Origin of the sequence: Arthrobacter ramosus, from assembly GCF_039535095.1 — a bacterium.
Lineage (GTDB): Bacteria > Actinomycetota > Actinomycetes > Actinomycetales > Micrococcaceae > Arthrobacter > Arthrobacter ramosus.
Map to the genome: position 1 here is coordinate 2,076,439 of NZ_BAAAWN010000001.1, position 23,729 is coordinate 2,100,167.

General features: G+C 62.0%; 22 protein-coding genes. 11 read left to right on the forward strand and 11 right to left on the reverse strand.

Annotated elements, in window-relative coordinates; translation table 11 throughout:
* Positions 1-82 precede the first annotated feature (82 nt).
* The 5 genes from ABD742_RS09615 to ABD742_RS09635 all read right to left on the reverse strand — a co-directional run bounded on the left by ABD742_RS09615 (position 83) and on the right by ABD742_RS09635 (position 5,419).
* On the reverse strand, positions 83-1,111 hold the full coding sequence (locus ABD742_RS09615; RefSeq protein ID WP_234749267.1) for a TniB family NTP-binding protein: 1,029 nt from the start codon (positions 1,109-1,111) through the stop codon (positions 83-85).
* Positions 1,102-3,216 carry a Mu transposase C-terminal domain-containing protein gene (locus ABD742_RS09620; protein WP_234749266.1) on the reverse strand — a complete coding sequence of 705 codons (2,115 nt, stop codon included), beginning with the start codon at positions 3,214-3,216 and terminating at the stop codon, positions 1,102-1,104. Before ABD742_RS09620 ends, ABD742_RS09615 begins: the two co-directional genes overlap by 10 nt.
* Positions 3,213-3,977, reverse strand: coding sequence for a TnsA-like heteromeric transposase endonuclease subunit (locus tag ABD742_RS09625; RefSeq protein ID WP_234749265.1), 765 nt, complete (start codon positions 3,975-3,977; stop codon positions 3,213-3,215). The genes ABD742_RS09620 and ABD742_RS09625 overlap by 4 nt, the downstream gene beginning before the upstream one ends.
* A gap of 417 nt (positions 3,978-4,394) precedes the next feature.
* Positions 4,395-4,592, reverse strand: a complete 198-nt coding sequence (locus tag ABD742_RS09630) for a GNAT family N-acetyltransferase (RefSeq protein ID WP_234749264.1) — start codon at positions 4,590-4,592, stop codon at positions 4,395-4,397.
* 194 nt (positions 4,593-4,786) lie between these two features.
* On the reverse strand, positions 4,787-5,419 hold the full coding sequence (locus ABD742_RS09635; protein ID WP_234749263.1) for a dihydrofolate reductase family protein: 633 nt from the start codon (positions 5,417-5,419) through the stop codon (positions 4,787-4,789).
* Between the two features lie 164 nt (positions 5,420-5,583).
* Here ABD742_RS09635 and ABD742_RS09640 point away from each other — a divergent pair, with 164 nt between their 5' ends.
* The 4 genes from ABD742_RS09640 to ABD742_RS09655 all read left to right on the forward strand — a co-directional run bounded on the left by ABD742_RS09640 (position 5,584) and on the right by ABD742_RS09655 (position 9,022).
* Positions 5,584-6,450, forward strand: a complete 867-nt coding sequence (locus ABD742_RS09640) for a PhzF family phenazine biosynthesis protein (protein WP_234749262.1) — start codon at positions 5,584-5,586, stop codon at positions 6,448-6,450.
* 75 nt (positions 6,451-6,525) lie between these two features.
* Complete coding sequence (locus ABD742_RS09645) at positions 6,526-6,975, forward strand: MarR family winged helix-turn-helix transcriptional regulator (RefSeq protein ID WP_234749261.1); 450 nt, start codon at positions 6,526-6,528, stop codon at positions 6,973-6,975.
* Positions 6,976-6,980: 5 nt separating this feature from the next.
* Positions 6,981-7,547 (forward strand): cysteine hydrolase family protein, encoded by a 567-nt coding sequence (locus tag ABD742_RS09650; RefSeq protein ID WP_234749260.1) that lies wholly within the window; start codon positions 6,981-6,983, stop codon positions 7,545-7,547.
* A complete protein-coding gene (locus ABD742_RS09655; RefSeq protein ID WP_234749259.1) occupies positions 7,544-9,022 on the forward strand; it encodes an MFS transporter in 1,479 nt (492 codons plus the stop codon). The genes ABD742_RS09650 and ABD742_RS09655 overlap by 4 nt, the downstream gene beginning before the upstream one ends.
* A 9-nt stretch (positions 9,023-9,031) precedes the next feature.
* On the opposite strand, the gene ABD742_RS09660 is transcribed toward ABD742_RS09655, so the two are convergent.
* The 3 genes from ABD742_RS09660 to ABD742_RS09670 all read right to left on the reverse strand — a co-directional run bounded on the left by ABD742_RS09660 (position 9,032) and on the right by ABD742_RS09670 (position 14,656).
* Entirely contained in the window at positions 9,032-11,719 is a 2,688-nt protein-coding gene (locus tag ABD742_RS09660) for a LuxR C-terminal-related transcriptional regulator (protein ID WP_308193817.1), read from the reverse strand.
* A 139-nt stretch (positions 11,720-11,858) separates the two neighbouring features.
* Positions 11,859-13,943, reverse strand: coding sequence for an Ig-like domain-containing protein (locus ABD742_RS09665; protein WP_268818885.1), 2,085 nt, complete (start codon positions 13,941-13,943; stop codon positions 11,859-11,861).
* 80 nt (positions 13,944-14,023) lie between these two features.
* Positions 14,024-14,656, reverse strand: a complete 633-nt coding sequence (locus ABD742_RS09670) for a LysE family translocator (RefSeq protein ID WP_234749258.1) — start codon at positions 14,654-14,656, stop codon at positions 14,024-14,026.
* A 118-nt stretch (positions 14,657-14,774) separates the two neighbouring features.
* On the opposite strand from ABD742_RS09670, the gene ABD742_RS09675 reads away from it, so the two are divergent.
* Positions 14,775-16,301 (forward strand): LCP family protein, encoded by a 1,527-nt coding sequence (locus ABD742_RS09675; protein WP_372460906.1) that lies wholly within the window; start codon positions 14,775-14,777, stop codon positions 16,299-16,301.
* 61 nt (positions 16,302-16,362) lie between these two features.
* Here the strand turns inward: ABD742_RS09675 and ABD742_RS09680 are convergent, their stop codons facing one another.
* On the reverse strand, positions 16,363-16,782 hold the full coding sequence (locus ABD742_RS09680; protein ID WP_234749257.1) for a VOC family protein: 420 nt from the start codon (positions 16,780-16,782) through the stop codon (positions 16,363-16,365).
* A gap of 119 nt (positions 16,783-16,901) precedes the next feature.
* Positions 16,902-17,276, reverse strand: a complete 375-nt coding sequence (locus tag ABD742_RS09685) for a VOC family protein (protein WP_234749256.1) — start codon at positions 17,274-17,276, stop codon at positions 16,902-16,904.
* Positions 17,277-17,403: 127 nt separating this feature from the next.
* Between ABD742_RS09685 and ABD742_RS09690 the strand changes: the two genes are divergently transcribed.
* Positions 17,404-17,802: a DUF3054 domain-containing protein gene (locus ABD742_RS09690; RefSeq protein WP_234749255.1), complete on the forward strand. Its 399-nt coding sequence runs from the start codon at positions 17,404-17,406 to the stop codon at positions 17,800-17,802.
* 61 nt (positions 17,803-17,863) lie between these two features.
* Positions 17,864-18,145, forward strand: a complete 282-nt coding sequence (locus tag ABD742_RS09695; RefSeq protein ID WP_078108932.1) for an Lrp/AsnC family transcriptional regulator — start codon at positions 17,864-17,866, stop codon at positions 18,143-18,145.
* A 23-nt stretch (positions 18,146-18,168) separates the two neighbouring features.
* On the opposite strand, the gene trpD is transcribed toward ABD742_RS09695, so the two are convergent.
* Complete coding sequence (gene trpD / locus ABD742_RS09700; RefSeq protein WP_234749254.1) at positions 18,169-19,227, reverse strand: anthranilate phosphoribosyltransferase; 1,059 nt, start codon at positions 19,225-19,227, stop codon at positions 18,169-18,171.
* Between the two features lie 112 nt (positions 19,228-19,339).
* Between trpD and ctaE the strand changes: the two genes are divergently transcribed.
* The 4 genes from ctaE (at position 19,340) to qcrB (ending at position 23,710) form a co-directional block, all read left to right on the forward strand.
* Positions 19,340-20,014: an aa3-type cytochrome oxidase subunit III gene (gene ctaE / locus ABD742_RS09705; protein WP_268818884.1), complete on the forward strand. Its 675-nt coding sequence runs from the start codon at positions 19,340-19,342 to the stop codon at positions 20,012-20,014.
* An 88-nt stretch (positions 20,015-20,102) separates the two neighbouring features.
* Positions 20,103-20,891: a cytochrome bc1 complex diheme cytochrome c subunit gene (gene qcrC / locus ABD742_RS09710; protein ID WP_234749252.1), complete on the forward strand. Its 789-nt coding sequence runs from the start codon at positions 20,103-20,105 to the stop codon at positions 20,889-20,891.
* A gap of 97 nt (positions 20,892-20,988) precedes the next feature.
* Positions 20,989-22,059: a cytochrome bc1 complex Rieske iron-sulfur subunit gene (qcrA, locus tag ABD742_RS09715; protein WP_234749251.1), complete on the forward strand. Its 1,071-nt coding sequence runs from the start codon at positions 20,989-20,991 to the stop codon at positions 22,057-22,059.
* The gene (qcrB, locus tag ABD742_RS09720; RefSeq protein WP_234749250.1) at positions 22,037-23,710 is read left to right on the forward strand and encodes a cytochrome bc1 complex cytochrome b subunit; all 1,674 of its coding nucleotides are present in this window, start codon (positions 22,037-22,039) and stop codon (positions 23,708-23,710) included. The genes qcrA and qcrB overlap by 23 nt, the downstream gene beginning before the upstream one ends.
* Positions 23,711-23,729 lie beyond the last annotated feature (19 nt).

The following is a 23,729-nucleotide window of genomic DNA, read 5'->3' on the forward strand; positions in this document are numbered from 1 at the left end:
TTGGCGGTTTCGAGCCGCCGAATGAAGGAGGGCGTGGTCTCGTCTCGGTAGGGATGGACGGGTCTGGGTAGTGGCCGGGGTGTCATCGTGCGGACGGGGTGGTCGTGGCGGGTCGGGGTGCGAGGGATTCGGCTGCGTGGTCGATGCTGGTCTCGTTGAGTAGTTCGCGGTTGATCTTCTCGGTGCCGGTGAGGATGGCCATGATGGCGGCTTGGCGGATCAGGTGGGAGAGGCTGCTGATGCTGCCGCCGGTGCGGTAGTGCAGATGCTGGGCTTGGGCGGTGAGGGTGCCGGGTTCGTGGTGGTGCAGGCGCAGGCCGTTTTCGAGGGTGGCGACCAGAGCCTGCCATTCATCGGTGAACGGGAACGGGCCGGTGGTCTTGAGAACTGAGCGGGCGGAAATCTGCCGTCCGCGGAGACCGGTGAACAGTCCGGAGTTTTCGACGTTGATGCCGGCGTAGACGAAGGTGGCAGGCATGTGCTCGGTGAAGTATTTGAGGTGGTCGGACATGTCTTCGCCGGCGCTGGTGGCCAGGTTCAGGTTGTGGATCTCGTCCACGATCACGAGATCTGTCTTGGCGTCTGTGAGGACTTGGCAGACGGCGTCGGCGATGTCGGTGACGTTCTGGCGTGGGCGTTGAGGCAGTCCGAGGAAGTTGGCGAATTCGCTCGCCAGTTTCCGCGGGGAGCCTTTCGGCGGGGTGGTGATGTAGACGACGGGGATGCGGTCCTGTCTGGGGTATTTGCGCCGGATGAGCAGTTCGTGGGTTTTGCCGAGGAGTTTGATGGCCGTGGTTTTGCCGGAGGCCCAGGGGCCGGAGACGACCAGTCCGCGGCGGGCGCTGATCTCGCGTTGGTTGAGCATCATCAACAGGCGGCCCTGGTTGGTGATGGAGCGCACGGTTGAGGTTTCCACGATGACCAGTTCGGAGTGGTAGCTGATGCGCTGCTCGTCGTAGCGTTCACGCTGGGAGGAGCTCATGGCCGCCAGAGTTGCGGGATCGAGCGGGTCGATCGTGGGCGCGACGGAGGTAACGAAGCTCCGCCATCCCTGCAGTGTGGTGGTCGGCGCCCGACTGGTGCTTGGGAGTTCTGCTGCTTCTACCACCATTCGTCGGCCCTTTCCTGAGGGTTATAGATTCTCAGCGGAATGATCTTGGCCAGCTTTTCGGGCTGGTCCGACTGTTCGTCCCGCGCCTTGGAGGGCTCTGTTTCAAGACCGGGACCCGTGCCGGTGCGGGATTGTGTGGCCTCTGGGGAGGGCAGGGGTCGAGACGGCGCTTCGCCTGCCCTGCTCCGGGCGATGACGCGGTGCACTTTCTTGGCTGTTTTGTGGGACTTCGGGGCTGCGGGAGATGCGCGGTCAAGAAGATTGTCGACGGCGGCTTTGATCGTTGCCTCGGACGGACTATCCGTCCCGCGCCCGGCAACCATTTGCCGTCCAAGTTCCCAGATCGTGTCACCGAATGGCTGCGGACTAGTGTGGAGTTGTCGCCAGAACGCGGTGATCCAGCCACTGCCATGGTGGTTGCGGACCCAAACGCGGGTGACGTCGTAGGGGTCGTAGCGGATTTCCCAGAGCTGTCTGAGGGCCTTCATACCGGACTCCTGACCCCGGTAGGGATTGAGCTCTGCGCTGTCGTAGATCCGGTGGCGGATTTTGACACCGTAGCTGTTGATGACCCGTGTCACGGCTGGGAGCAACTGGATGTAGTTCTCCGCGTCCAGCGGGACCGGCACGTAGCCGGCGACATTGAGCAGGGCAGCGTATTTATCATTCGGGCTGAGGATTCTGCCCGGGGTCAGCGGGTCGCGCAGCCCTTCGTGGGGCCGGTTTTGCCATGCGGTGATGATCCATTCGTCCAGGAGGTCCTGCAGCTCGAGCAGGGAGAAAACGGCCTGGAGGTCGGCGTTCTTGCCGCGGCGTTCAACGGAGGAACCGAGGTAGCCGGTGACGTACTGGGCAAACAGCGTCCCCACGGATTGTAGGGTCCGCTCGACGATCGGTTTGTCCGTGGGGGTGTCAGGGTGGGCTGGTTGGAAGCTGATTCCCAGGCTTCTGCAGGCGTTCTTGAAGGTGTGGGATATGTAGGCCTTGCCGTGGTCGCAGACGATGGTTTCGGGCATGATGATCGGCTTCGCTGCCGCGTTTTGCAGCCGGGCATCGATGGAGCGCATGGCCTGGTAGGGGAGTGCAGAGGCGGCCATGGACACCGCTTCGGACCAACCGGGCCGCATCGTTTCCGGGGTGACGCATCGGGCCAGCAGCAAGGCAGCGTCGACGGCTTTCGTGGATGGTCTCAGCACGGCGGCGGGTATGCTGCGGGTGGCCACGTCGACGAGTGCGGTGAGCTCGACGCGTCCGGTGATTCCGTCCTCGAATTCGACGGCGATGTCCAGGGGAGTGGAGTCGATCTGCATCAGTTCACCGGGACGGACGGGGTGGACGGCTCCGAACGGTCCGTCGGGTTGCTGGGAGAGTGTTCGTCGGGTGCGTGCCGAGCCGGTGGCATGGCGGCCCTGCGCCAGCTTCTTGACCAGGCGGTGGAATGTTGCCCGGGACGGGATTTCCACGTCGCTTCCGTGCTCGGCCTGAACATGCTTTTCGACATCCCGCCGGATGCGGTCCATGGACCCGGAGGACTGGTCCGTGTTGTGTTGCAGCACGATGGTGAGTGCATCGATGAAGCGTTGGTCCACTTGTCCGGCAGTCGGTGTGCGGCGGACGAGGCGCTGATCAACCAGGCCGACGATGCCCCGGGTTTCGTAGGCGCGGGTCAGCCGCTTGAGCGTGCTGAGGCTAAGAGGATTGCCCGTCTTCTGGAGTTCGGCTTCCTTGGTCATCAGCCGTTGCCGCAGAGATCGTGAGGTCACGTCGTAGTCCCGGCGGGGCCGGGTCCCTGGTTCGGCTCCGGCTGGAACGCCGTCGAGGACCTCCGTGATGTGGTTCTCCAACCAGTGCGCCCGATCTTTGGCCGGGGCGGGCAGAGCCTCGAAGATCTTGGATTCACCGAGACCTCTGCGGCGAATCCCGTCAATGCCGATCAGCCTGAATGACTTGTCGGTAAGGAGCGTCGTCATCAGGACGTTCAGTGGTGTCTCCTGGCCGGCCCTGAGTTCTGCGACCTCTCCGTTCAGGGCGACGAACACGTAATCTTTGCCGTCGAATTCGACCCGATCTCCGAGGCGGAGTATGCCCGTCTTGTGTGTTGTCACAGCTTTGCTTTCAAAGTCACTTCAGAGTCGTGGCCAAGAGTCCGGGACCTCAGCTCGGTGGTGAACGTGCCGTTCCAGAGCAGATGAAACAGCGTCGGCAGCACGGTCACAGGGTGACCAAAGGCAGCGCTCAAGTAGTCGATTGTCGTCGGACCGTCGTGCAGGCATTCCTGCATCGCCTGGGCATGGGCAGGGTCCAGGCAACGCGGATGTCTGTAGCCTGACAACCAACGAAGGTTGGCAACGAATGCCCGGGGGAGTCCGCCGACTCTTCTGTAGCCCCAGCCGACTGAGGCGCAAGCGGACTCCGTGGCCGTGAACACCTCCTGATCACGCTCACGAATGCGCTCATCCGGGCGGACATCAACGACGAGGCCAGTGCCGTCACTCAGCCGTGCGAAGTAATCCGGTATATGCCAGCGGTGCCCGCCGCCGAGCTCAAAATCGAGGCGGAATGGTTGTGAGGCGATGCCCACGACGGCGGGATCGAAGTCAAGGGCAAGTAGATGGTCCCGTTCCAACCAGGACTCGTAGCCAACCAGGCGGGCATTGGTGGCGCACCAGAGCAGGCCGGTGAAATTGCGCTGTCCTTTGAAGGACGGGAACACTCGGGCAGGCGAATAATCCTCGAACGGCAACCACCACGCCGCGCCAAGCGGTTGAGTCGTCAAGGAGCCGGATTCGTACTCGCGCGCCGAGACATGGCACACGCTGGAAACGTAGCCCAAATCCTGCCCGACCGCTGACGAAGAAGCCGCCATGGGCCAACTGTAATGAGATAGAAACCACTAATGGGTCAACTGTAGTGAGACACGCCGCATAGATGGACTAACTGTGGTGAGACAGATTCATCTAATGGTCCATCTGTAGTGAGACTGGGCAACGTTAGATGAGACAGGACATGGAATGAGAACGGACAGTTTGGGGTGTTGGCCCAATGCAACTCCCATGCTTTTAACGCCGATAATCTACATTATGTAAAGTAGTATTCTGTATGACTCATCGGACGAACGCATTTCACTCCGCGCGTCGAAGTCCTTCTACCACTGGCCTAGAGTTCCCTGAAGTAGACCGCCACGGAATCAGCGTGCAGCCAAGGCTCTCGTAAAGCGCGCCGGCAGGTGCATGTAACGGATCTCCGCCGGTTCCGATTTCGACGATCTTCGCCCCGAGAGCCTTCATTCCACGAATTGCGTGCTCGCAAGTTCGCGGCCGATATGGCCGCCGCGAAAGGCGGGAGTCACCGCGAGGATGTTGATCGTCCCGCGCTCCCGCAGTGGTTCGACGCTCCAGCCAACATAGCCCGCAACGGAACCTTCATCCTCAGCAACATCCACAAATCGGTGGTCAGCAGGTTTATGCAATTCGGGGATCATCGACGTGTAATCTTCGCGCCAGTCCTTCAGAAACGCGTGTGACCCGCAGCAAAGCACTCCACGCCGATCATGATATCCGCCGCATCCAAAGCCGAATCACACGCCAGCCCAATCATTGTCGACCACCCCCTCTCCCCCGGGCCATACGCCCGAACTTGACACGCAGGGGTGCCAGTAAAACCGCGATTTCGGCCTTAGAACACATCCTCAGGGTCGACCGTGGACGTTGCGTACTCCGGACGCCCGGCAGGCCGATAAGTCTGGATGGTGATGCCGCGGGACGTCGTTCGCGAGTTGACCAGCTCGAGTGCGAGGTCCGGACCGGATTCGGGGAACAACCGTGTGCCCTGGCCGACGATCACGGGATAGGTGACCAGCTCGAGCTGGTCGATCAGGTCGTTGGCGAGAAGCCATCGGACCAGGGCACCGCTGCCCGGCACCAGCAGGTCGCCCTCGTAATGTGCCTTCAGCTCGCCGATGGCCGTGGCGAGGTCGCCCGACAGGACGGTCGTGCCCGCCCATTGCGGATCGGGGAGGCTGGCAGATGCCACGTACTTGGGCCGGCTGTTCAGCGCGGCCGCGATCGGGTTCGTGCTCGGATCGATCATCGCTCCCCAATAGGGGGCGAAAATCTCGTATGTCCGCCGGCCGAAGAGGAACGCCGCCGCACCGCCGTAGACCTGGCTGAGATAGTCCCCGGTTTCGGTGTCCAGAAGTGGTATCGCCCATCCCCCGCGCTCGAAGCCGCCTCGGCGATCCTCGTCTGCTCCGCCCAACCCCTGCATCACGCCGTCCACTGAGACGTTGGTCGTGGTCGTCAACCTCATGTCGTTTCACCCCGTCGATACGGCCGCGGACCCCTTCTGGATCCACGCTGCTTGCCATCATTCTCCCAAGCCTTTACGCCCAAGGCGGGGTACCGCCGTCGAACGCTGAGTTAGTGGCAAGAGCGGTTCGATCATGACGGCGCCTTCCGTGCGACGATATCCGGATGGAAAAGACCCCGGATGTACTGCGTTTTGCCGCCTTTACCGCCACGCCCGACGGAGGAAATCCGGCAGGAGTAGTCCTGGACGCAACCGGCCTCGACGACGCCGGGATGCAGGCCATTGCGGCCGACATCGGTTATGCGGAAACGGTCTTTGTCACGGAGAAGACCGTTGACGGGGACGCCCGCCGAAACCGTGTGCGGTACTTCTCCCCCATCGCCGAGGTACCGTTTTGCGGCCATGCCACTATCGCTTTGGCTGTCGCTCTGTCAGGTCGTGATGGCGCGGGAACCTTTGTGTTCGATACGAAGGTAGGGCCCGTGGTGATTGAGACTGCGGCCCACGGCGCTGCGGTCACGGCAAGCTTCACGAGCGTGGAACCCCGGGTTGCCGGGTTCCCCGATGGTGTTCTGGATTCCCTGCTCGGGTTGCTCGGCGTGGGCCAAGGCGAACTGCACCCGGGCTACCCTGCGATGGTTGCTTTTGCCGGAAACTGGCACCCCATTCTTGTCTTCGCCGAACGGGACACCTTTGACTCCTTCGCTTTCGACCCGGATGCCATGCGCGCGCTGATGGATGCCCAGGGCTGGGCCGGCACCGTCACGACGCTCTGTGAGATCGGTACAGGCGAGTTCGACTCGCGCAACCTATTCCCGGTAGGAACCATCACTGAAGATCCGGCGACGGGTTCAGCAGCCGCGGCTTTCGGCGCATACCTCCGTTTGCTTTCGCTCGTGGAGACGCCGAGCCGGGTGATTGTGCACCAAGGCAGCCACGTCGGCCGCGCGAGTGTACTCACTGTGGACATTCCTCCGCAGGGCGGAATTGTCGTGAGCGGCGAAGCCGTGGAGATTGCTGAACCCTCGTAGCCAGTCGCGCCACGAAAAACATAGATAGTAAGGCAACCTTTTCAGTTTGCCTTACTATCTGCTAGCGTCATTGCTATGAACCCCCACCCGGATGCAGACGCGGCGGGCATGCTCGAAGCTGCCGCCGAGCTTCGTGTCCTCATTGGCCAGTTGACCCGGCGGCTGCGTGAGCAGTCCCAAGTGGACAACCTGACGAATGCGCAAAAGGCCGTGCTGATCCACTTGGAGCGTGACGGCCGTGCCACGCTGTCTGCGCTCGCCCGCGCCGAGGGAATGCGTCCCCAGTCCATGGGTGCCATCATTTCCGCCCTTTCCGGCGCCGGACTCGTTGAGAGCGGCCCTGATCCGGCCGATGGCCGTCAGAGGATCCTGTCCCTCACAATCGAAGCCCGGGAGAGCATCAGCGCCAGCCGAGCGGCGAAGGCGGATTGGCTTTACCGCACCATCCAGTCCAAACTCACGCCGGACGAGCGGGAACGGTTGCCCGGCGCCATTCACCTACTCAAACGCCTTTTGGAGCCGTGATACATATGACCATCACCACCTTGGACCCACAGACCGCCCTGATCATTGTTGACCTTCAGCGGGGAATAGTTGCCTCCCCGAAAGCTCATCCCCTCGAGCCGGTCGTCCGGAATTCCGCTGCACTCGCGGATGCCTTCCGCAGCCAGGGACTGCCTGTGGTGCTCGTCAACGTCACCGGCGGCGCGCCCGGCCGGACAGATCAAGGCAGCACAGGGGGAAGGGAGTTCCCCGCCGATTTCGCCGAACTGCTCCCTGAACTGAACCAGCAACCAAGCGATCACCTTGTCACGAAGAAGACGTGGGGCGCCTTCACCAACACCGGTCTTGGCGCACTCTTGGAAGACCTTGGGGTGACCCAGGTGGTGCTGACCGGTGTAGCCACCAGCATTGGCGTGGAATCCACTGCGCGGAGCGCCCACGAAGCCGGCCTTAATGTCACTTTGGCCCTCGACGCGATGACCGATCTGACCATGAACGCCCACGAAAACTCCGTCACGACGATTTTTCCCAGACTGGGCGAGACCGGAACGACGCAAGAGATCCTGGACGTGCTCAAAGCCACCCGGTCGTGACCGCGCCCGACGCTGCCCGGCCATCGAGCCTGTCGGCGGACTCGGGCAATTCACCACTGGCTCCCCCACGGAATACGGCCGGCGCCCCGGCTTCAGGCGAAGGGAATCGGCCGTCGAACCCGCTGGGCTGGAGGTTTACAGCACCCCTGCTGCTTGGCTCCACCCTGAACCCGATCAACAGCTCGATGATCGCCACTGCGCTGGTGGGCATCGGGGCTGACTTTCGCTCGAGTCCGGGCGCCACCGCCGGGCTCATATCCGTCCTGTACCTATGCAGCGCAGTGGCCCAACCGACCATGGGGAAACTCTCTGTTCTCTTCGGACCCAGACGCGTATTCCTCTCCGGTGTGGCTATTCTTCTGCTGGCTGGAGTCGTCGGAGTGCTGGCTCTAAACCTGGGCGTGCTGCTCGTTTCGCGGGCACTCATCGGCGTCGGGACCTCAGCGTGCTACCCCACGGCGATGGCGCTGGTCCGCAGGCGAGCCGATGAGTCCGGCATCGGCGTGCCGGGCCGCGTCCTGGGCAACTTTTCGATCGCAGCCCAGGTGACCGCCGTCGTCGGCCTGCCCCTTGGTGGAGTGCTGGCCGGCGCGTTCGGCTGGCGGGCCCTGTTCGCGGTCAACATTCCGCTGGCCCTGCTGGCGTTCACCTTCACTTTGCTCGGAGTGGCGAAAGACGCGCCGGTTCGCAAACAGGGCCTGGGCAGCCTGCTCACAATGCTGGACCTACCGGGGATCGCCCTCTTTGCTGGTGCGATCATCTCGCTGCTGGTGTTCCTTTCGGCGCTCACGACGCCGGCCTGGTGGCTTGCCGTCCTCGCCGTGGTGCTGGCGGGGGTGCTGCTGTTGCGGGAACGGCATGCGCGCAGTCCGCTGATCGACGTCCGGATGCTGGGCCGGAACGGACCGCTGCAGCGTACCTACCTGCGTTCGATCCTTGCCGCACTGGCAACATATGCCTCGATGTACGGGGCCAGCCAGTGGATGGAACAAAGCATGGGACTGAAACCGGCGATGGTAGGGCTGATTCTGATTCCGCTGAGCCTGCTGAGCATCGTCGTGGCACGGGTCGTCTCCGGTCGGGCCTGGGTCCGTTGGCCGTTGATCCTTTCGGGCATCGCTTTGACGCTCTCCGCAGGCGTGATGCTGCTGGTGAACCACGGCTCCGGCGTCGTGCTGCTCATCGGAATGACCCTGCTGCTGGGCCTGACCAACGGTTTCAGCAGTTTCGCCAATCAGGCGGCGCTGTACCTGCAAACGACTGCCGCGGAGATTGCGGTTGCCTCGGGGTTGCTGCGGACGTCAATGTATTTGGGCGCGATCGGGTCCTCCAGCCTCATCGGCATCGCCTTTGGGCCGTCTGCCACCGACGCAGGTTTCCACACTTTGGCCTGGATTCTGGTCGCCATCGGTGCATCGATGGTGGTCCTGACGGCGTTTGACCGCAGCGTTCCGGCCGTCGCCGCGGGGCATTGAGCCCGACGATCAGAAGGGATGACGCGGGCGCGTGCGGGCTTGGCTCGGGGCGGAGCCTTCAAAACCGGCAGTGAATAGCTGACCTAGTTCCCGGCGGGAGCGGAGGCCAAGCTTGGCCAGAACATTCCGAATATGGAAGTTCACAGTTGCCGGCGAAACAAATAGCTGGGCGGCGATTTGCTTATTGGTCATGCCGCGTTCGGCATAGAAGGCGATTTCCCGTTCCCGTCCAGTAAGGGACTCGAATGCGTGGAGGTACGGATTGGCGGGCCTGTCGCTCAGCCCGTCGAGCAACTTCATCGCGCGGCTGAGGTACGGGGCGGCACCGAGGGCAAGGAAGATCCGTACGGCGCCCCTCAGCGCGGTGGCGCCGGCTTTCGTGTTTCCAAGCGAGATGAGCAGCCGGCCAAGATCGAGGTGGGCAATACCCTGCGACAACGGGAAGCGTGATTCCTTCGCCGCGAGCCGGTAGTACTTGGCCGCCTGGCTGGATAGTCCATACGCTTCGCTGACCCTGCCTTCCAACCAGTCCAGCGAGCCATACACCGGCCACCATCCGCGACCGTTCATATCCTTGCAGGCCTGCAACAACGTGTCCGCTTCCTCCGCACGACCTAGTCCGGCCAGGGCGTCAATCCTGTAGCTGTGTGTCGATGGCGTGGCTAAGGTGATCGCCTCGGATGCGTCCAGCTGCTGTTGCCATTCACCTAGGGAACGGGCCCGTTCCAGCCTTGCGAGGCTACTGAGCTCGACTCCAAAAGTGTCATATTCGCTGATTCGGACTTCTTCCGCTCGGCGCAACGCAGCTTCGTATGTTTCCGAACGGCCTTGTACTGCCTCGAGGACCGCGGACATCGAGAAAACGAGGGGGCGGGAGGAGACATCGCTGACATCCAGAGAAAGCAATTGCGCCGTGCGGATCACCGTCAGCATTTCCTGCACCCTCCCCAGCAGGAAATAGCAGTATGCAAGCACGACCCTGGTGTGCCCGATTGCCAGCCCCGCACCGGTTGAAGCGGAGACTTCCATGGCCCTCTCCAGATCGACCGTGGCCTGCTCGATGCCACCAGTCACGCTGAGGAAGCCGGCTCTGCAGGTCAGCGCGTCGGCCAGGGCAGGACTGTCATTCGCACCAGCGATCAGTGCACTGAGCGACGCGAAAGCCTTCGAGATCAGGTCCGGATCCTGGGTGCCGCTTGCGCCGATGAGGTTGAATCCATCGAATTGCAGGCCCAGTTCCGTTCCTGACGGCAGGTGCCGAAGCCGGGGGTCGTGGACTGCCCCCTTGGTCTGGCTCAGATGCTCCAGGTACCGGTGCGCTTGGGCAACAGCGACGGCGGTGGAGGACTTATCGTCGGAGACCATCCGTGAGACGACTATCGCCAACGAAATGTGGGCCCGCAGCAGGGCTTCGTCAGGGTGGTTCAGTTCTTTGGTGATCAGCTCTTCGGCAAACTGGCCGACACGGTCCAGATCCGGCCTCATTTGAAGCAACTGCAACAGCGCGAAGTCCCGCACTGCGCCGGGACGCATGGATTGCACCTGAGGCAGAAGGTCCATCACTTCGGCAATGCAATGGTGGACGGACGCAACGAGGCAGGCTTCGATGATGCAGTCGTCCCGGCGGCTTCCGCTGAACCTGTGCATCGCCGAGCGTAGGTATTGCAACGCGAGTTCCGGCTGGCCATCGGCCAAAGCTTGATCGACGCCGGAGGTCACCTCGGCAAAAAGTTCGGCCGTCCCGGGTTCCTGCACGAGCAATCGATGCTGCAGAGCAAGTCTCGGATCGTCGATTTCGCCTGCAATTGCGCGATGGATGCAAGACAAGCGGTGGCTCTTGAGGTTGTCCCGCACCCCGACAGCGAGCAAATCATGAAACGGGCGCAATTGAACGGTCTGCCCGATCCGTGTGCCCCGGACCAGCCCGCTCGCCAATGCCGCCGCGACATCCGTTGGTTCATTCAAAGCGTCGCCAATTCGCAGCACGCGCTCTTGTTCAATCGGGTCGCGGCTGACACACACAAACTCGACGACGGATCGGGCAGGTCCAAGCTCCAATGCGTCGAGCATGGCGGCAAAGGGATTGTTTCCGGGGGCGATATACGGGACCGCGTCGGGCCAGGGGTTCTGGGCGGAATATTCCGGCCCGGCTGCATGCTCCATTGCGGCGTTGATCAACAAGGGAGTACCTCCGGTGCTCCCTCGAAGCCGTTCCGCAGTGCGCGCCGACATCGTTCGATCCCAGACTCGCGCCACGTAATCCTGGACCTGTTCAGGACTCAGCGGTTCAAGGGTGACCCGTTTGACAAAGCCCCAGGACAAGTCATCACACACCATCCGATCGATGGCGGCGGTACCGGGCCCTGAAACACCTGCCAAGACAACTGTGATCCTGTCGTCGGCGAGTCTCTGAAGCACGAACCGCAGGGCCTTGGCGGAGCGTTCATCTATCCATTGGGCATTGTCCATGACAATGCAACTAATGTTCTTGGGCCGGGAAGCTAGCGCAGACAACAGTTGGCGGGCGGCAATGACAGGATCTGAGAGGGGATCGGCCTCGCGATGGCCTAGAGCCACAAGAAGCTTGTCAACAAAGGAGAGCGGAAGGGTACTTTCAAAAGTGTCCGCACTGCACGCCACCACGTTCGCCCGCCTCAGGGCATCCATGAGCTGCAAGCACCACGTCGTCTTTCCCACCCCTGAATCCCGGTGAGCACAACAATCCCGCCACTGTCCTGGCGCGTGCGTTTCAGTACAGCGGCGGGAGTGTCATCGTTTGATAGTCCGGGATGTGCGACCGTGCGTGACGTCATGCCGCCATATTATTATGGGCAAATCAAACTCTTCCCTGTGGGCCGCGGGGGCCGCGAAGGTGTGGGGGTCGGCTCCAGAGCCGGAGGAACAAACCCAGGACGAGCGCGGCAACGGCCCCGGGTCCCAATCCGGCAAAGCCCGGACCGTTGGACCCGGTGTACGCCAGGTTGCCAAACGACGCCGTCGACCCAACGGGCAAGACCACCGTAGACGACGCCGTGCCCGGCGCGCCGGGTACTGCTTCCGGAACCGTGGGCACGACCGGAGCCGTCACGGCAACTGAAGCCGGCGCTCCCGAAGCGGGCAGGAAATAGGTGTCGCCTGAGTAGTCCACTTTTATTTCGTGGTTCCCCGCGGACAGCGCCGGAAGGGTGACAGCGGCCGAGCCGGAGACCAGGGTCACCGCAGGCAGCCGGACCTGGTTGTCAACTGTCAAAATGACGGTTCCGGCAGGCTGCACCGGAAGCGGACTGCTCGCCGTGACGTTTACCCGTACGTCCACGGTTCGGCCTTCCAGGACGGAAGTTGACGATGGAACAAGAAGGACGGTCGCCTGGGCCCGCGCGGCGTTCACTTGAACCGTGACCGGTTCAGCGGACTTAAAGTTGGTGTCGCCGTCGTAGCTGAGTTGTACTGCGCGATTACCCTCAGCCCAGGGGATCGCGGTGGTGAAGCCACCTCGCGGATCCAAGGGCGCCGTTCCGAGAACGTTGCCGTTGAAACTCAAAGTCACTTGCCCCGTGGGCACAGCAGGCGAAGAAGCGCTCGAAGCAGTCGCGACCTTCGCGATCGCCGCGGCCATGTCAGCCGACACCGTACCCGTTATCGTAGCGGGCTTGCTCAGCAGATCGGCGGAAACCGTCGTATTGACGATCCGCGTTGCGAGAGGCTGTACGAGTTGGGTCAGGGATGCCGTGGAGGACTGGAATTTGTAGGAATCAGTGTTGCGTGGGCGGTAATTGAAGGTGAGATCGTGGGAACCCGGGGGTAGGTCGATTGCTCTGATGGTGGCAGTTCCAGCGGCGTCGACAGGAACTGTTGCAAGCTCCGTGCCGTTATTGTCCGTGACCGCAACCTCGCCGCTTGGAACCACCCCGCCAAGGTCGGAGTTGACGACTGTTGCGACGTAGCCGCCGGGAGTGCCGAAGATGGAAGGATTCGTCGTCGCGACGACGCCGGTGGTTGTTGCGTAGTCGGGGGTGTACCAGATGCTGACCCGGCCGCTACCCGCGTTGTAGCCCCTGATCACGTTGCTCGCGGTTGGGACAACGTAGCTGCTGCCGCCACCGCCGCCACCGCCTCCGGCGCCACCTACGCGGCTGCCAAGAGCACCTGAACCACTGAGCCAACCGCCGCCGCCACCGCCTCCACCACCGCCGCTGGATGAATTTCCAGCTCCGCCACCGCCGGTTCCCGCTGTGCCGCTAGGCCCGATAGCCCCAGAGTGAGCGCCAGGTGCCCCGCCCGCACACCACCCGTCAGCTGACTGGCCATTCTGGTTGGCGGCACCGCCGGCACCGCCATTGCAGTACACGAAAGCAGCTCCGTGTCCTGCGCCCCCGCCGCCACCCGCGGCGACAACAAGGGGTGTCCCTTGCCCGTTGACTACGGCACTCGCGCCGCCGCCACCGCCGCCAGCAGATCCAGCGAGGGAACCGGTACCACCTGAACCTCCGCGAATGAAACCCAGTCCCCCGCCGCCTGGGTTGTGTCGCGACCCTGTTCCCCCGCCAGGTGTTGATGCGTAAATCTTCAGTGTCTCGCCGGGCGTCACTTGCAGCGTGGCGCGAATGTCGGCCCCTGCTCCGCCAGGACCATCATTGCTCACAACAAAAGCGGTACCAGGAATATTGATTGGTCCGCCACCGCCGCCGGCGGAGCCCCAGGCCCGGATATCGATGGAGCGCACACCGGCCGGTACGATCCACGTGTCTCCATTGACGTTGGCGAAGTCTCGTTTGGTGGGAGTTGGATCCGGAGCGACGGAAAGCTCTGTTGACGCAGCATTTGCAGGAGGATCGCTGAGCCCTACAGCTCCAACGGCACCCGCGAGCAGGAAGATGGACAATTGCACAGCCAACGGCTTGCGTGCTGAAAGAGGCCTCATACCGGGAACACTAGGTACGGGACGCTGCCAAGCCCTTCGGCGGGATCAAATACTATTCACAACGAATAGGTGATTCCCCCTCAGCTGTTTGCTGAAACCGCGGTCCCCAGGCCAAGCGCGGTAAGGATCGCGGCAGAGGTCCGTTCGAGTGCTTTCGTCACAGATGGCCTCTTCAGCCAGAGAACGGCCTTGGTTGCCACCAAAGACAGGATTCCGAGATAGAGCATCGAAATTGCGAAGTCGATGACTCCGAGCATCATCGTCAGCCCAAGGGATGCTTCCCCGGGAGGAAGGAACTGGGGCACTACGGCGAGGAAAAACAGACCCACTTTGGGGTTGAGCATGCACGAAACAAGTCCCGCGAAGAAACTCGAGCGCAGTTTGGGGCCCGTCCCCGGGGCATCCTCTTCCTGACGGGTTTGCTGCCCGCGCCGGCTGTGGATAAAGGCGCTGATCCCCAGGTAAATCAGATAAAGGCCACCGATGATCTTCACTACCCGGTAGGCCTCGGCCGACTGCTCCAGCAGGGCTGCCAATCCAATGCCGACAAGCCCTGCCCAAAAGATACTGCCTAGTGAGGAACCGAGACCTGCTGAGAGGCCAGTCTTGACGTTTGACAAGCTGTACCTCAGGACGAGGAACGAGTCAGGGCCTGGAGTGAGGGCCAAAATTACGCACAACCCGACGAACGCCGCAAGTGAACTCAGAGTCATGTTCCCATTCAATCATTGCGTGGCATCTGCACCGGGTGCCGCGGGCCTCACGGCAGCTTCCCAGACCCCCCGGCTACAATGGGGCCGTCCGTATTTCCCCTCGAGAGGTAGTTCCCTTTTGGTCACTCGCCACGATGCACCCAGCCCGGAGCCGGGTCAGTCACCCCCTGTAGCCTACCCGGGCCAGGGGAAGCTGGCTGCCCGCAGCCGGCGGTTCAGCTTTCGCCGTTCGCCCCGCTGGTTCAAAATCACCAGCGCCGCGGTGGCTGTCTTGCTGATCGCAGTCATCGCGTTTGGAGGGTATTGGGTATGGCGCCTTCAGTCCAACATCTCGTCGTCCGCACTCGGCGCCGGAGGCGTCAGAACGGAAGGTCCGGTGGACGACAGCAAGGACCGGCTTCAAATCCTCGTTCTGGGTACTGATACGAGGAGCGGGAAGAACGGGCAGTTCGGTACCACCGACCAATCCTCCGGCTACGGCCAGTCTGACGTCATGATGTTGCTGGATATCTCCGCGGACAACAACCATGTCAACGTCATCAGTTTCCCCCGGGACTTGTTGGTCGACGTTCCGGCTTGTACTGACAGCAAAACCGGCAAGCAATACCCCGAGCGGCAAAATGCGATGATCAACAGTGCGATGGCCGAGGCCGGCATCGGTTGTGCTGTTGACACCGTCAACAAGCTCACGGGTTTGGAGGTTGACCACTTCATGATGGCCGACTTCAATGCCGTGACCGAACTCTCCAAGGCCGTCGGCGGCGTCGACGTCTGTGTGAGCACTGCGGTCAACGACCCCGACTCCGGATTGCATTTGCCCAAGGGCACCTCGCAGGTGGAAGGCGACCAGGCCCTGGCCTTCCTGCGCACGCGCCATGCATTTACCGACGGCGGAGACCTCGGACGGATCAAGGCGCAGCAATCGTTCCTCGGTTCCCTCGTGCGGAAGCTCAAGGCTGACGGAACGCTCGGAAACCCGCAGAAGATGCTGGGCATCGCCGATACAGTCACGAAGAACCTCACCGTCGACAACGGACTCGCCTCGGTCCCCGCCCTGTTGACCATCGCGGGCAGGCTCAAGAACATTGACCCGGCCAAGGTCAACTTCATCACCGTGCCCAACGTCCCGGCGGCGTCCGATCCCAACCGGCTCGACCTCGACCAACCGGCAGCGAGCAACTTCTTTGCTGCGCTGACAAAGAGCGCCGACCTCAGCCAGCCCGCGCCAAGCGCCGCGGCGTCCCCGGCTCCATCGACGGGAACTCCGAAAGCCGCATACGACAAGGCGCTTCAACCGATCACCGTCGCCAATGGAACGGGTGTGACCGGCAGAAGCCAGGAGATCGGATCCGTTCTCTCCGCCGGGGGCTTCACGAAGCTGGCCAAGATCCAGGCCGATAGCAGGCCACAGACCATGGTCTATTACGGTGCAGGCTTTGCCGACGTTGCCGCGGATGTCGCCGCAATGTTCGGGTTGCCGGCGACGAGCGTGCAGCAGGTCGCCAGTGTCCAGGGAGTCCAGCTCTACGCCGGGCAAGACTTCGCTACCGGGGACAAGCCGACACTTCCGGCGCCCAAGCCTAACGATGTGGTTGCCCAGACCGCCCAGGACCAGACCTGCCAGACAACCAACCCGGTCGGATAGCCGGAAGACAAAGCGCCCTCCGCCCCGCATTGCGGGACGGAGGGCGCTTTCTGTTTTTGTGCTACTGAGGTTGCTCTCCCGAAACGTTGACCAGCCATGCAATGCCGAATTTATCGGTCAGCATCCCGAAGATGTCCCCCCAAGGTGCCTTCTCCATCGGCACGGTCACCGTCCCGCCGTCGGCCAGGCCGTCCCAATAGCCGCGAAGTTCCGCTTCGTCGTCGCCACTGAGCGACACCGAGATGTTGTTTCCCGGGCTGTACTCCATGCTATTGGGGGTGTCTGCGGCCATGAGCAGCAATCCGTTGTCTGTTTTGAGTGCCGAGTGCATGATCTTGTCGCTTTCGACGGGGTCTTCGCTCGCGTGGAACTCCGCGAAGGTGCTTTGGGTCAGCTCGCCGCCGAAGACCGACTGGTAGAAGGACATGGCCTCCTTGGCGTTGTCCCGAAAGCTGATGTAGGGGTTGAGGTTCGTGGTCATTACATGGCTCCTCAGTGTTTGGGGGCAGCACGATCAGCTACCTTTTCGTCATGCTAACAGCGCCGGCCGGGACCATCTACAGCCAAAGTTTTTCTTGCCCGACGGCGGCTGTGCCGGTTTCATGCGCCGCTTGCCTCGCGGCCGACGAGGCCCACTGTGTTGCCCTCACTGTCCTTGATGAAGGCCATCCATTCATCGGTTCCTGCCGGCCCGAGGCTTCCGTCGACGTGGCTATACACTAATTGCGGCTCCTGGATGATCTTGGTCCCTGAGGCGCGGAGTTCTTCAACAGAGAGCCGGAGATCGGCTACGTCAAGGTAGATCAGCGACGACGGGGCGCCTCGATCCAGGAGGAGCCGGACGCCGTCGAGATCGAAGAAGAGCAGGCCGGGCGGATCGAATCTTCCGCTCGGTTCACTGCCCAGCAGCCGGGAGTAAAACGCCGATGCCCGGTCGAGGTCCACGGCCCGCTGGGCAACTTGGACCAGCCTCATGTTGTACCTCCGGGGATAGGCGCTTCAAGTGTCGTAGCCACATCCTCCGCGGTACTCAGTGCGGGTTCAAGAGTCCTGCGGCACCTTCGGTTCGAGTTCGGCATCAGTGCGGGATAGTGTCGTGTCCATGCCTGCTGCAAAACCCGCCCTGGTCCGCACTGCCCTCATCGCCGGACTGGCCGACGCCGTTTTCATTCTTGTTTTCGCGGCCATCGGCCGCGACGCGCACCAGCGCGCAGATGTGCTGACCGGGGTCTTTGCCACGGCTTGGCCGTTTCTTGCCGGTGCCGCGATCGGTTGGCTCGCTGTGAGGGCCTGGCGGGCACCCTTCCGGATCTGGCCGGCCGGCGTCGCCGTATGGATTGGAACCGTGGCCGGGGGCATGCTTTTGCGTGCGGCCACCGGACAGACCGTGGTGCTCGCGTTCATCATTGTCGCCTTGATCAGCTTGGCGATCCTGCTGCTTGGCTACCGCGCCGTGATCGCCCTCGTGGTGCGGGTCCGTCGACGGAGCCGCCAGTCCTAAGAACCCGCCGATGGACTAGGCTTGCTACGTCCACTGCTGCACTTCGGAAAGGCTGCCCCCAGTGATCACCGCTTTTGTCCTGATCAAGACCGACGCTTCACGCATCCCGGAGACGGCCGAGGAGATCTCCGCCATCCAAGGGATCAGCGAGGTCTACTCCGTCACAGGGGAATGGGACCTTATTGCCGTGGCGCGCGTGGCGAAGCATGAGGAATTGGCGGACGTCATCGCCGACAAACTCTCCAAGGTCCCCGCAGTGGTTCACACCACCACGCACATCGCCTTCCGCGCCTACTCACAGCATGATCTGGACGCCGCGTTTTCGCTGGGTTTCGAGCAGTAACCGCCGGAATCCTGGCGCCTTGCCTAGCTTTGGCTGAGTCCGACCCACGTGTCGAGGACCCGGGTGGCCGCTCCGGAATCAATGGATTCCGCAGCCCGCAGCCAGGCCGACTTCATTCGTTCCAGGAAGGGTCCGTCGGCGGCAGTGTCGAAGGCCACCAGGCCTGCGGCGGCGTTGAGGACTACTGCGTCCCGGACCGGGCCCGGCTTCCCGTCAAGTACTTCGCGCACGACGGCGGCATTCGCCTCGGCGTTGCCGCCTCGAAGATCGGCGACGGTCGCCGCAGCGATCCCAAGAGCGGCCGGCGAGAACCGCTGCTCGGTGACCTGCCCGTTCCTGATTTCCCACACCGTGGATGGACCTGTGGTGGTGAGTTCATCGAGGCCGTCTTCCCCACGGAACACCAATCCGCGGCTCCCCCGGCGCGCCAGGACCCCGGCGATCAACGGAGCCATGGTGGCGTTGGCAACACCCACGGCTGAAGCCTGGACGTGGGCCGGGTTGGTCATCGGTCCCAGGAAGTTGAAGGCCGTGGGGATGCCAAGTTCCGCCCGCACAACACCGGTATGCCGGAATGACGGGTGGAATACCTGGGCGAAACAGAATGTGATCCCCGCCTCTTCGGCGTTGCGGGCTACGCGCTCGATCGGCAAGTCGAGCCTCACGCCCAAGGCTTCCAGGACATCGGCGGAGCCCGACGACGACGACGCCGCCCGGTTCCCGTGCTTTACGACGCGCGCTCCCGCGCCGGCTGCCACAAGGGCAGCCATCGTCGAGATGTTGACCGTATTGAGTCGATCGCCGCCGGTTCCCACGATGTCAAGCTTTTCGCCCGGAATGCTCACGGGTTTGGCGTTGGAGAGCATCGCCTCGACCAATCCGGTGACTTCATCCACTGTTTCGCCTTTGGCGCGCAAGGCAACCAGGAAACCGGCGATCTGGGAAGGGGCGGCTTCCCCGGACATGATCGTGTTCATGGCCCATGCTGTGTTCCCGATCGAGAGGTCATGCCCGTTGATCAATGCCGAGATGAGTCCGGGCCACGAGTTGCTTGCCTGCTCTGCAGATGCCTGTGAAGTCACCACTTGATGCTATCGATCCACCCGGCTCCGTGACCAATGCTAAGGACGCCGGGAACTTTTCCGCGCGAATTCGCGTGTTTGTAGAAAAAGTCTCCCCAAATGGCGGTTCGCATTGGGAAGTCCGGACTTTTACAGACATAATGTCTTTGTGACATCTGCGACCCATGCCCCCAGTACCCCGGCGCACCCGACGCTGAATCGCCCCAATTTGGTTTCCGTTGGAACCGTTGTGTGGCTTTCCAGTGAGTTGATGTTCTTCGCCGGTCTCTTCGCCATGTACTTCACCCTGCGCTCCACGTCAGGCGCGTTGTGGGCGGAAGAAACCGGCAAGCTCAACTTCCCGTTTGCGCTTATAAACACGATCGTCCTTGTGTCAAGTTCCTTTACTTGCCAGATGGGCGTCTTCGCTGCCGAGCGACTTGAGCCGCGCCGTCGAGGTGGTGTGCTGCAGTTCACCCGCTGGGGTATGAACGAATGGTTCATCCTGACGTTCATCATGGGCGCCTTCTTCGTTGCCGGCCAGACCACCGAATACGCAATGCTTGTGTCCGAGCACGTGACGCTCTCGGCCAACGCCTACGGTTCCTCGTTTTACATAACAACCGGCTTCCACGGTCTCCACGTCATCGGCGGCCTCATCGCCTTCCTGTTCATCATTGGCCGTGCATACGCCGCCAAGAAGTTCGGACACTTTGAAGCGACCTCGGCAATCGTCACCTCGTACTATTGGCACTTCGTGGATGTTGTGTGGATCGGCCTCTTCCTGGTCATCTACGTCCTCAAATAGCCCGGCACCGACTCTTGTTCCACAAGAGGATGAATTTTAAAGAAGCGGCTCACGGAGCCGACGCAGGATCGAATAAAGGAACCACCACGTGAAGGCACTCTCGCAGAAGCGACGTCATCCACTGGCAGCCATTGCGCTGCTGTTGTTGGGACTCCTCGTCACTGGTGGGCTTTACGCCGTTGCCACAACGGTCAACCAGGCGAAGGCAGACACCACTACCTTCAGCGCCAGCGACGCCCAGGAAGGTGGCAAGCTCTTTGCCGCAAACTGTGCCACTTGCCACGGCATGGGCGCGAGCGGAACCAAGGACGCTCCGTCGCTGGTCGGCGTGGGCGCTGCTGCAGTTGACTTCCAGGTTGGCACCGGCCGTATGCCCATGCAGATGAACGGACCCCAGGCCCAGGAAAAGCCAAGGCAGTTCAACGACCAGCAGACGCAGCAGCTGGCGGCTTACGTCGCTTCGCTCGGCGCCGGCCCGGCCATTCCCGATGCATCGCTGCTCGATGAAAAGGGAGATGCCGCCAAGGGTGGCGAACTCTTCCGCGTGAACTGTGCGATGTGCCACAACGCCGCAGCCGCCGGTGGTGCCTTGACCCGTGGAAAGTTCGCTCCTGCACTGGCCGGGGTCTCGGGACAGCACATCTACGAAGCCATGGCCACTGGTCCGCAGAACATGCCCGTCTTCAACGACGCCAACATCTCTCCTCAGGGCAAGCGCGACATCATCACCTTCCTGAAGACGATCGAAGCCAACGGCTCGCCTGGTGGGAACGACCTCGGTTCGCTGGGTCCGGTTTCCGAAGGTCTCTTCGTCTGGGTCGCAGGCCTTGGCGTCATCATCGCCTTCACCATCTGGCTGACGTCCCGCACGTCCTAGGACAGACGCACTAAAGCTTCTGCTGTCCCCACAGCAGTTTTGAATTGAACATTAACCCGGTTCCGGCCGGGACAACGAGAGAAGGATGAGGCGAATTATGGGCAACCATAGTGACGGCAGTCCGAACCACTCGGGCACCGTAGCTACGGCTGGTCAGAATGTTGTGGAGAAGTTCCAGGATCCTGGGCTTCCTCCGCACCGTTTGCGCCTGGCTGACACGGATCCGAGAGCCGCTAAGCGAGCCGAACGGCAGGTAGCCATTCTGTTTGGCATCTCCGTCATCGGCACGGTGATCTTCCTGGTGTCGTACTTTGCCATCGATCTGCACACGGATGGATCGATCGCAACGATCCGCAACCAAAACCTGTTGCTTGGCCTTGGCACCGCATTTGCGATGCTCGGCATCGGCACCGGCATCGTGCACTGGGCCAAGGCCCTCATGCCGGACCACGAGGTATCGGAAGAGCGCCACGCCATCCGCACCGAGGAAGACCGGCAGGCAGCCGTGCGAATTGTCGAGGACATCGTCGAGGAAACCGGCATCAAGCGTCGACCGCTGATCCGCAACACCCTTCTGGGTGCGGTGGCACTGGCGCCCCTCCCGGCTTTGGCGGTATTCGGTGACCTTGGTCCCCGCCCGGACAACACGCTCGCACACACCATGTGGGCTCCCCAGGACGGCAAGCTCAAGCGCCTCACCCGCGACCCCGACGGAACTCCGATCAAGGCATCGGACGTGACCATCGGTTCTGCATTCCACGTGATCCCGGAAGGCCTCAACGAACTCCAGGAGGGCAAGCTCAACGCGAAGGCCAAGGCCGTCGTCTTGCTCATGCGCCTCAACCCGGATGACTTGACGATTTCCAAGGGCCGCGAAACCTGGAGCTACAACGGAATTGTTGCCTACTCCAAGATCTGCACCCACGTCGGTTGCCCCGTTGCTCTTTATGAGCAGCAAACGCACCACCTGCTGTGCCCGTGCCACCAGTCAACCTTCGACCTCACCAAGGAATGCAAGGTTATCTTCGGCCCCGCCAGCCGTCCGCTCCCCCAGCTGCCCATCGCGGTAGATGCTGAGGGCTACCTCGTAGCCACGAGCGATTTCAAAGAACCTGTAGGACCGAGTTACTGGGAGCGTGACGAGCATGAGCGCCTCATCAACAGCTGAAGTCCCCTTCGTACCCAAAACCAAGGTTGGCCGCATCACGGACTTCGTTGACGAGCGCGTCGGCGGATCCGGAATCCTGCGTGAATTCGGCCGGAAGGTCTTCCCGGACCACTGGTCCTTCATGTTCGGTGAGGTGGCGCTGTATTCCTTCGTCATTCTCCTGATGTCGGGGACCTTCCTGACGTTCTTCTTTGACCCGTCGATGGCTGAGACCCACTACACGGGTTCATACACCCCGCTGACCAATGTCGAAATGTCCGTCGCGTACAACTCGTCGCTGAACATTTCCTTCGACATCCGCGGTGGCTTGTTCTTCCGCCAGGTCCACCACTGGGCGGCTTTGCTGTTCGTGGCATCGCTTGGTGTGCACATGCTGCGCGTTTTCTTCACGGGCGCTTTCCGCAAGCCGCGTGAAATGAACTGGGTGGTGGGCGGCGTCCTGCTCATCCTGGCCATGGCTGAAGGCTTCACGGGATATTCGCTTCCCGATGACCTGCTCTCCGGTAACGGCCTGCGAATCATCGACGGTGTCATCAAGTCCATCCCGGTGATCGGAACGTACATCTCGTTCTTCCTCTTCGGAGGCGAGTTCCCGGGAACAGCCATCATCGGCCGGCTGTACGTGCTGCACATCCTGCTCGTCCCGGCCATGATTCTGCTGATGATCGTCATCCACCTCTTCATGGTGGTTGTGCACAAGCACACGCAGTACCCTGGCCCGGGTCGCAACGACGGCAACGTCGTCGGTTACCCTCTGGGACCGGTTTACGCTGCAAAGGCCGGCGGCTTCTTCTTCATCGTGTTCGGTGTCGTCGCGCTCATGGCTGCGATGTTCACGATCAACCCGATCTGGAACTACGGGCCGTACGACCCCTCCCCTGTGTCGGCCGGTACCCAGCCTGACTGGTACATCGGCTTCGTCGATGGTGCCCTGCGACTCATGCCTGGCGTTGTCAACGATTTCCACTTCGAATACATCATCTTCGGCCATGTGCTGACGCTGAATGTGCTGCTGCCCGCATTGGTTCCCGCAGGCATCATTTTCACGGTTCTGTTCATGTACCCGTGGATCGAACGCTGGATCACCAAGGACAACCGTGAGCACCACGTCCTGGACCGTCCGCGTAACGCTCCTACCCGTACGGCCATTGGCGTCGCAGGCTTTACCTGGTACTGCGTCATGTGGGCCGCTGCCGGCTCGGACCTCATCGCAACGCACTTCCACGTTGCCCTGAACGACGTCACGTACTGGCTGCGTACGCTGTTCTTCATCGGCCCGATCATTGCATTCATGGTGACGAAGCGCGTGGCCCTTGCGCTGCAGCGCAAGGACCGCGAGATCGCCCTGCACGGCCGCGAAACGGGTCGCATCGTGCGCCTGCCGCATGGTGAATTCATCGAGGTACACGCACCGCTGGACGACTACAAGCACTACAAGCTTGTGGGCTTCGAGTCGCCTTCCCCGCTGCCGGCCGAGCCGAACGAGCACGGTGTGGTCACGCCGAAGGAGAAGCGCCGCGCGGCATTGTCCAAGTGGTTCTTCGAAGACCGTGTTGCTCCGGCAACGCCGGCCGAGCTTGAAGCCGCTCACGGACACGGCCACCATGAGGCCATCGAATCCGGCGAAGAGCACAAGAGCCTTAGCCACTAGCTCCCGCAGATAGCACAGA

What these genes read in the sequence shown, in the direction of transcription:
- ABD742_RS09625 (WP_234749265.1), bottom strand. Translation starts at nt 3,977, where the DNA reads ATGGCGGCTTCTTCGTCAGCGGTCGGGCAGGATTTGGGCTACGTTTCC.
- ABD742_RS09615 (WP_234749267.1), bottom strand. Translation starts at nt 1,111, where the DNA reads ATGGTGGTAGAAGCAGCAGAACTCCCAAGCACCAGTCGGGCGCCGACC.
- ABD742_RS09685 (WP_234749256.1), bottom strand. Translation starts at nt 17,276, where the DNA reads ATGAGGCTGGTCCAAGTTGCCCAGCGGGCCGTGGACCTCGACCGGGCA.
- ABD742_RS09645 (WP_234749261.1), top strand. Translation starts at nt 6,526, where the DNA reads ATGAACCCCCACCCGGATGCAGACGCGGCGGGCATGCTCGAAGCTGCC.
- ABD742_RS09635 (WP_234749263.1), bottom strand. Translation starts at nt 5,419, where the DNA reads ATGAGGTTGACGACCACGACCAACGTCTCAGTGGACGGCGTGATGCAG.
- ABD742_RS09690 (WP_234749255.1), top strand. Translation starts at nt 17,404, where the DNA reads ATGCCTGCTGCAAAACCCGCCCTGGTCCGCACTGCCCTCATCGCCGGA.
- ABD742_RS09650 (WP_234749260.1), top strand. Translation starts at nt 6,981, where the DNA reads ATGACCATCACCACCTTGGACCCACAGACCGCCCTGATCATTGTTGAC.
- ABD742_RS09665 (WP_268818885.1), bottom strand. Translation starts at nt 13,943, where the DNA reads ATGAGGCCTCTTTCAGCACGCAAGCCGTTGGCTGTGCAATTGTCCATC.
- ABD742_RS09640 (WP_234749262.1), top strand. Translation starts at nt 5,584, where the DNA reads ATGGAAAAGACCCCGGATGTACTGCGTTTTGCCGCCTTTACCGCCACG.
- ABD742_RS09680 (WP_234749257.1), bottom strand. Translation starts at nt 16,782, where the DNA reads ATGACCACGAACCTCAACCCCTACATCAGCTTTCGGGACAACGCCAAG.
- qcrB (WP_234749250.1), top strand. Translation starts at nt 22,037, where the DNA reads ATGAGCGCCTCATCAACAGCTGAAGTCCCCTTCGTACCCAAAACCAAG.
- qcrA (WP_234749251.1), top strand. Translation starts at nt 20,989, where the DNA reads ATGGGCAACCATAGTGACGGCAGTCCGAACCACTCGGGCACCGTAGCT.
- ABD742_RS09670 (WP_234749258.1), bottom strand. Translation starts at nt 14,656, where the DNA reads ATGACTCTGAGTTCACTTGCGGCGTTCGTCGGGTTGTGCGTAATTTTG.
- ABD742_RS09630 (WP_234749264.1), bottom strand. Translation starts at nt 4,592, where the DNA reads ATGATCCCCGAATTGCATAAACCTGCTGACCACCGATTTGTGGATGTT.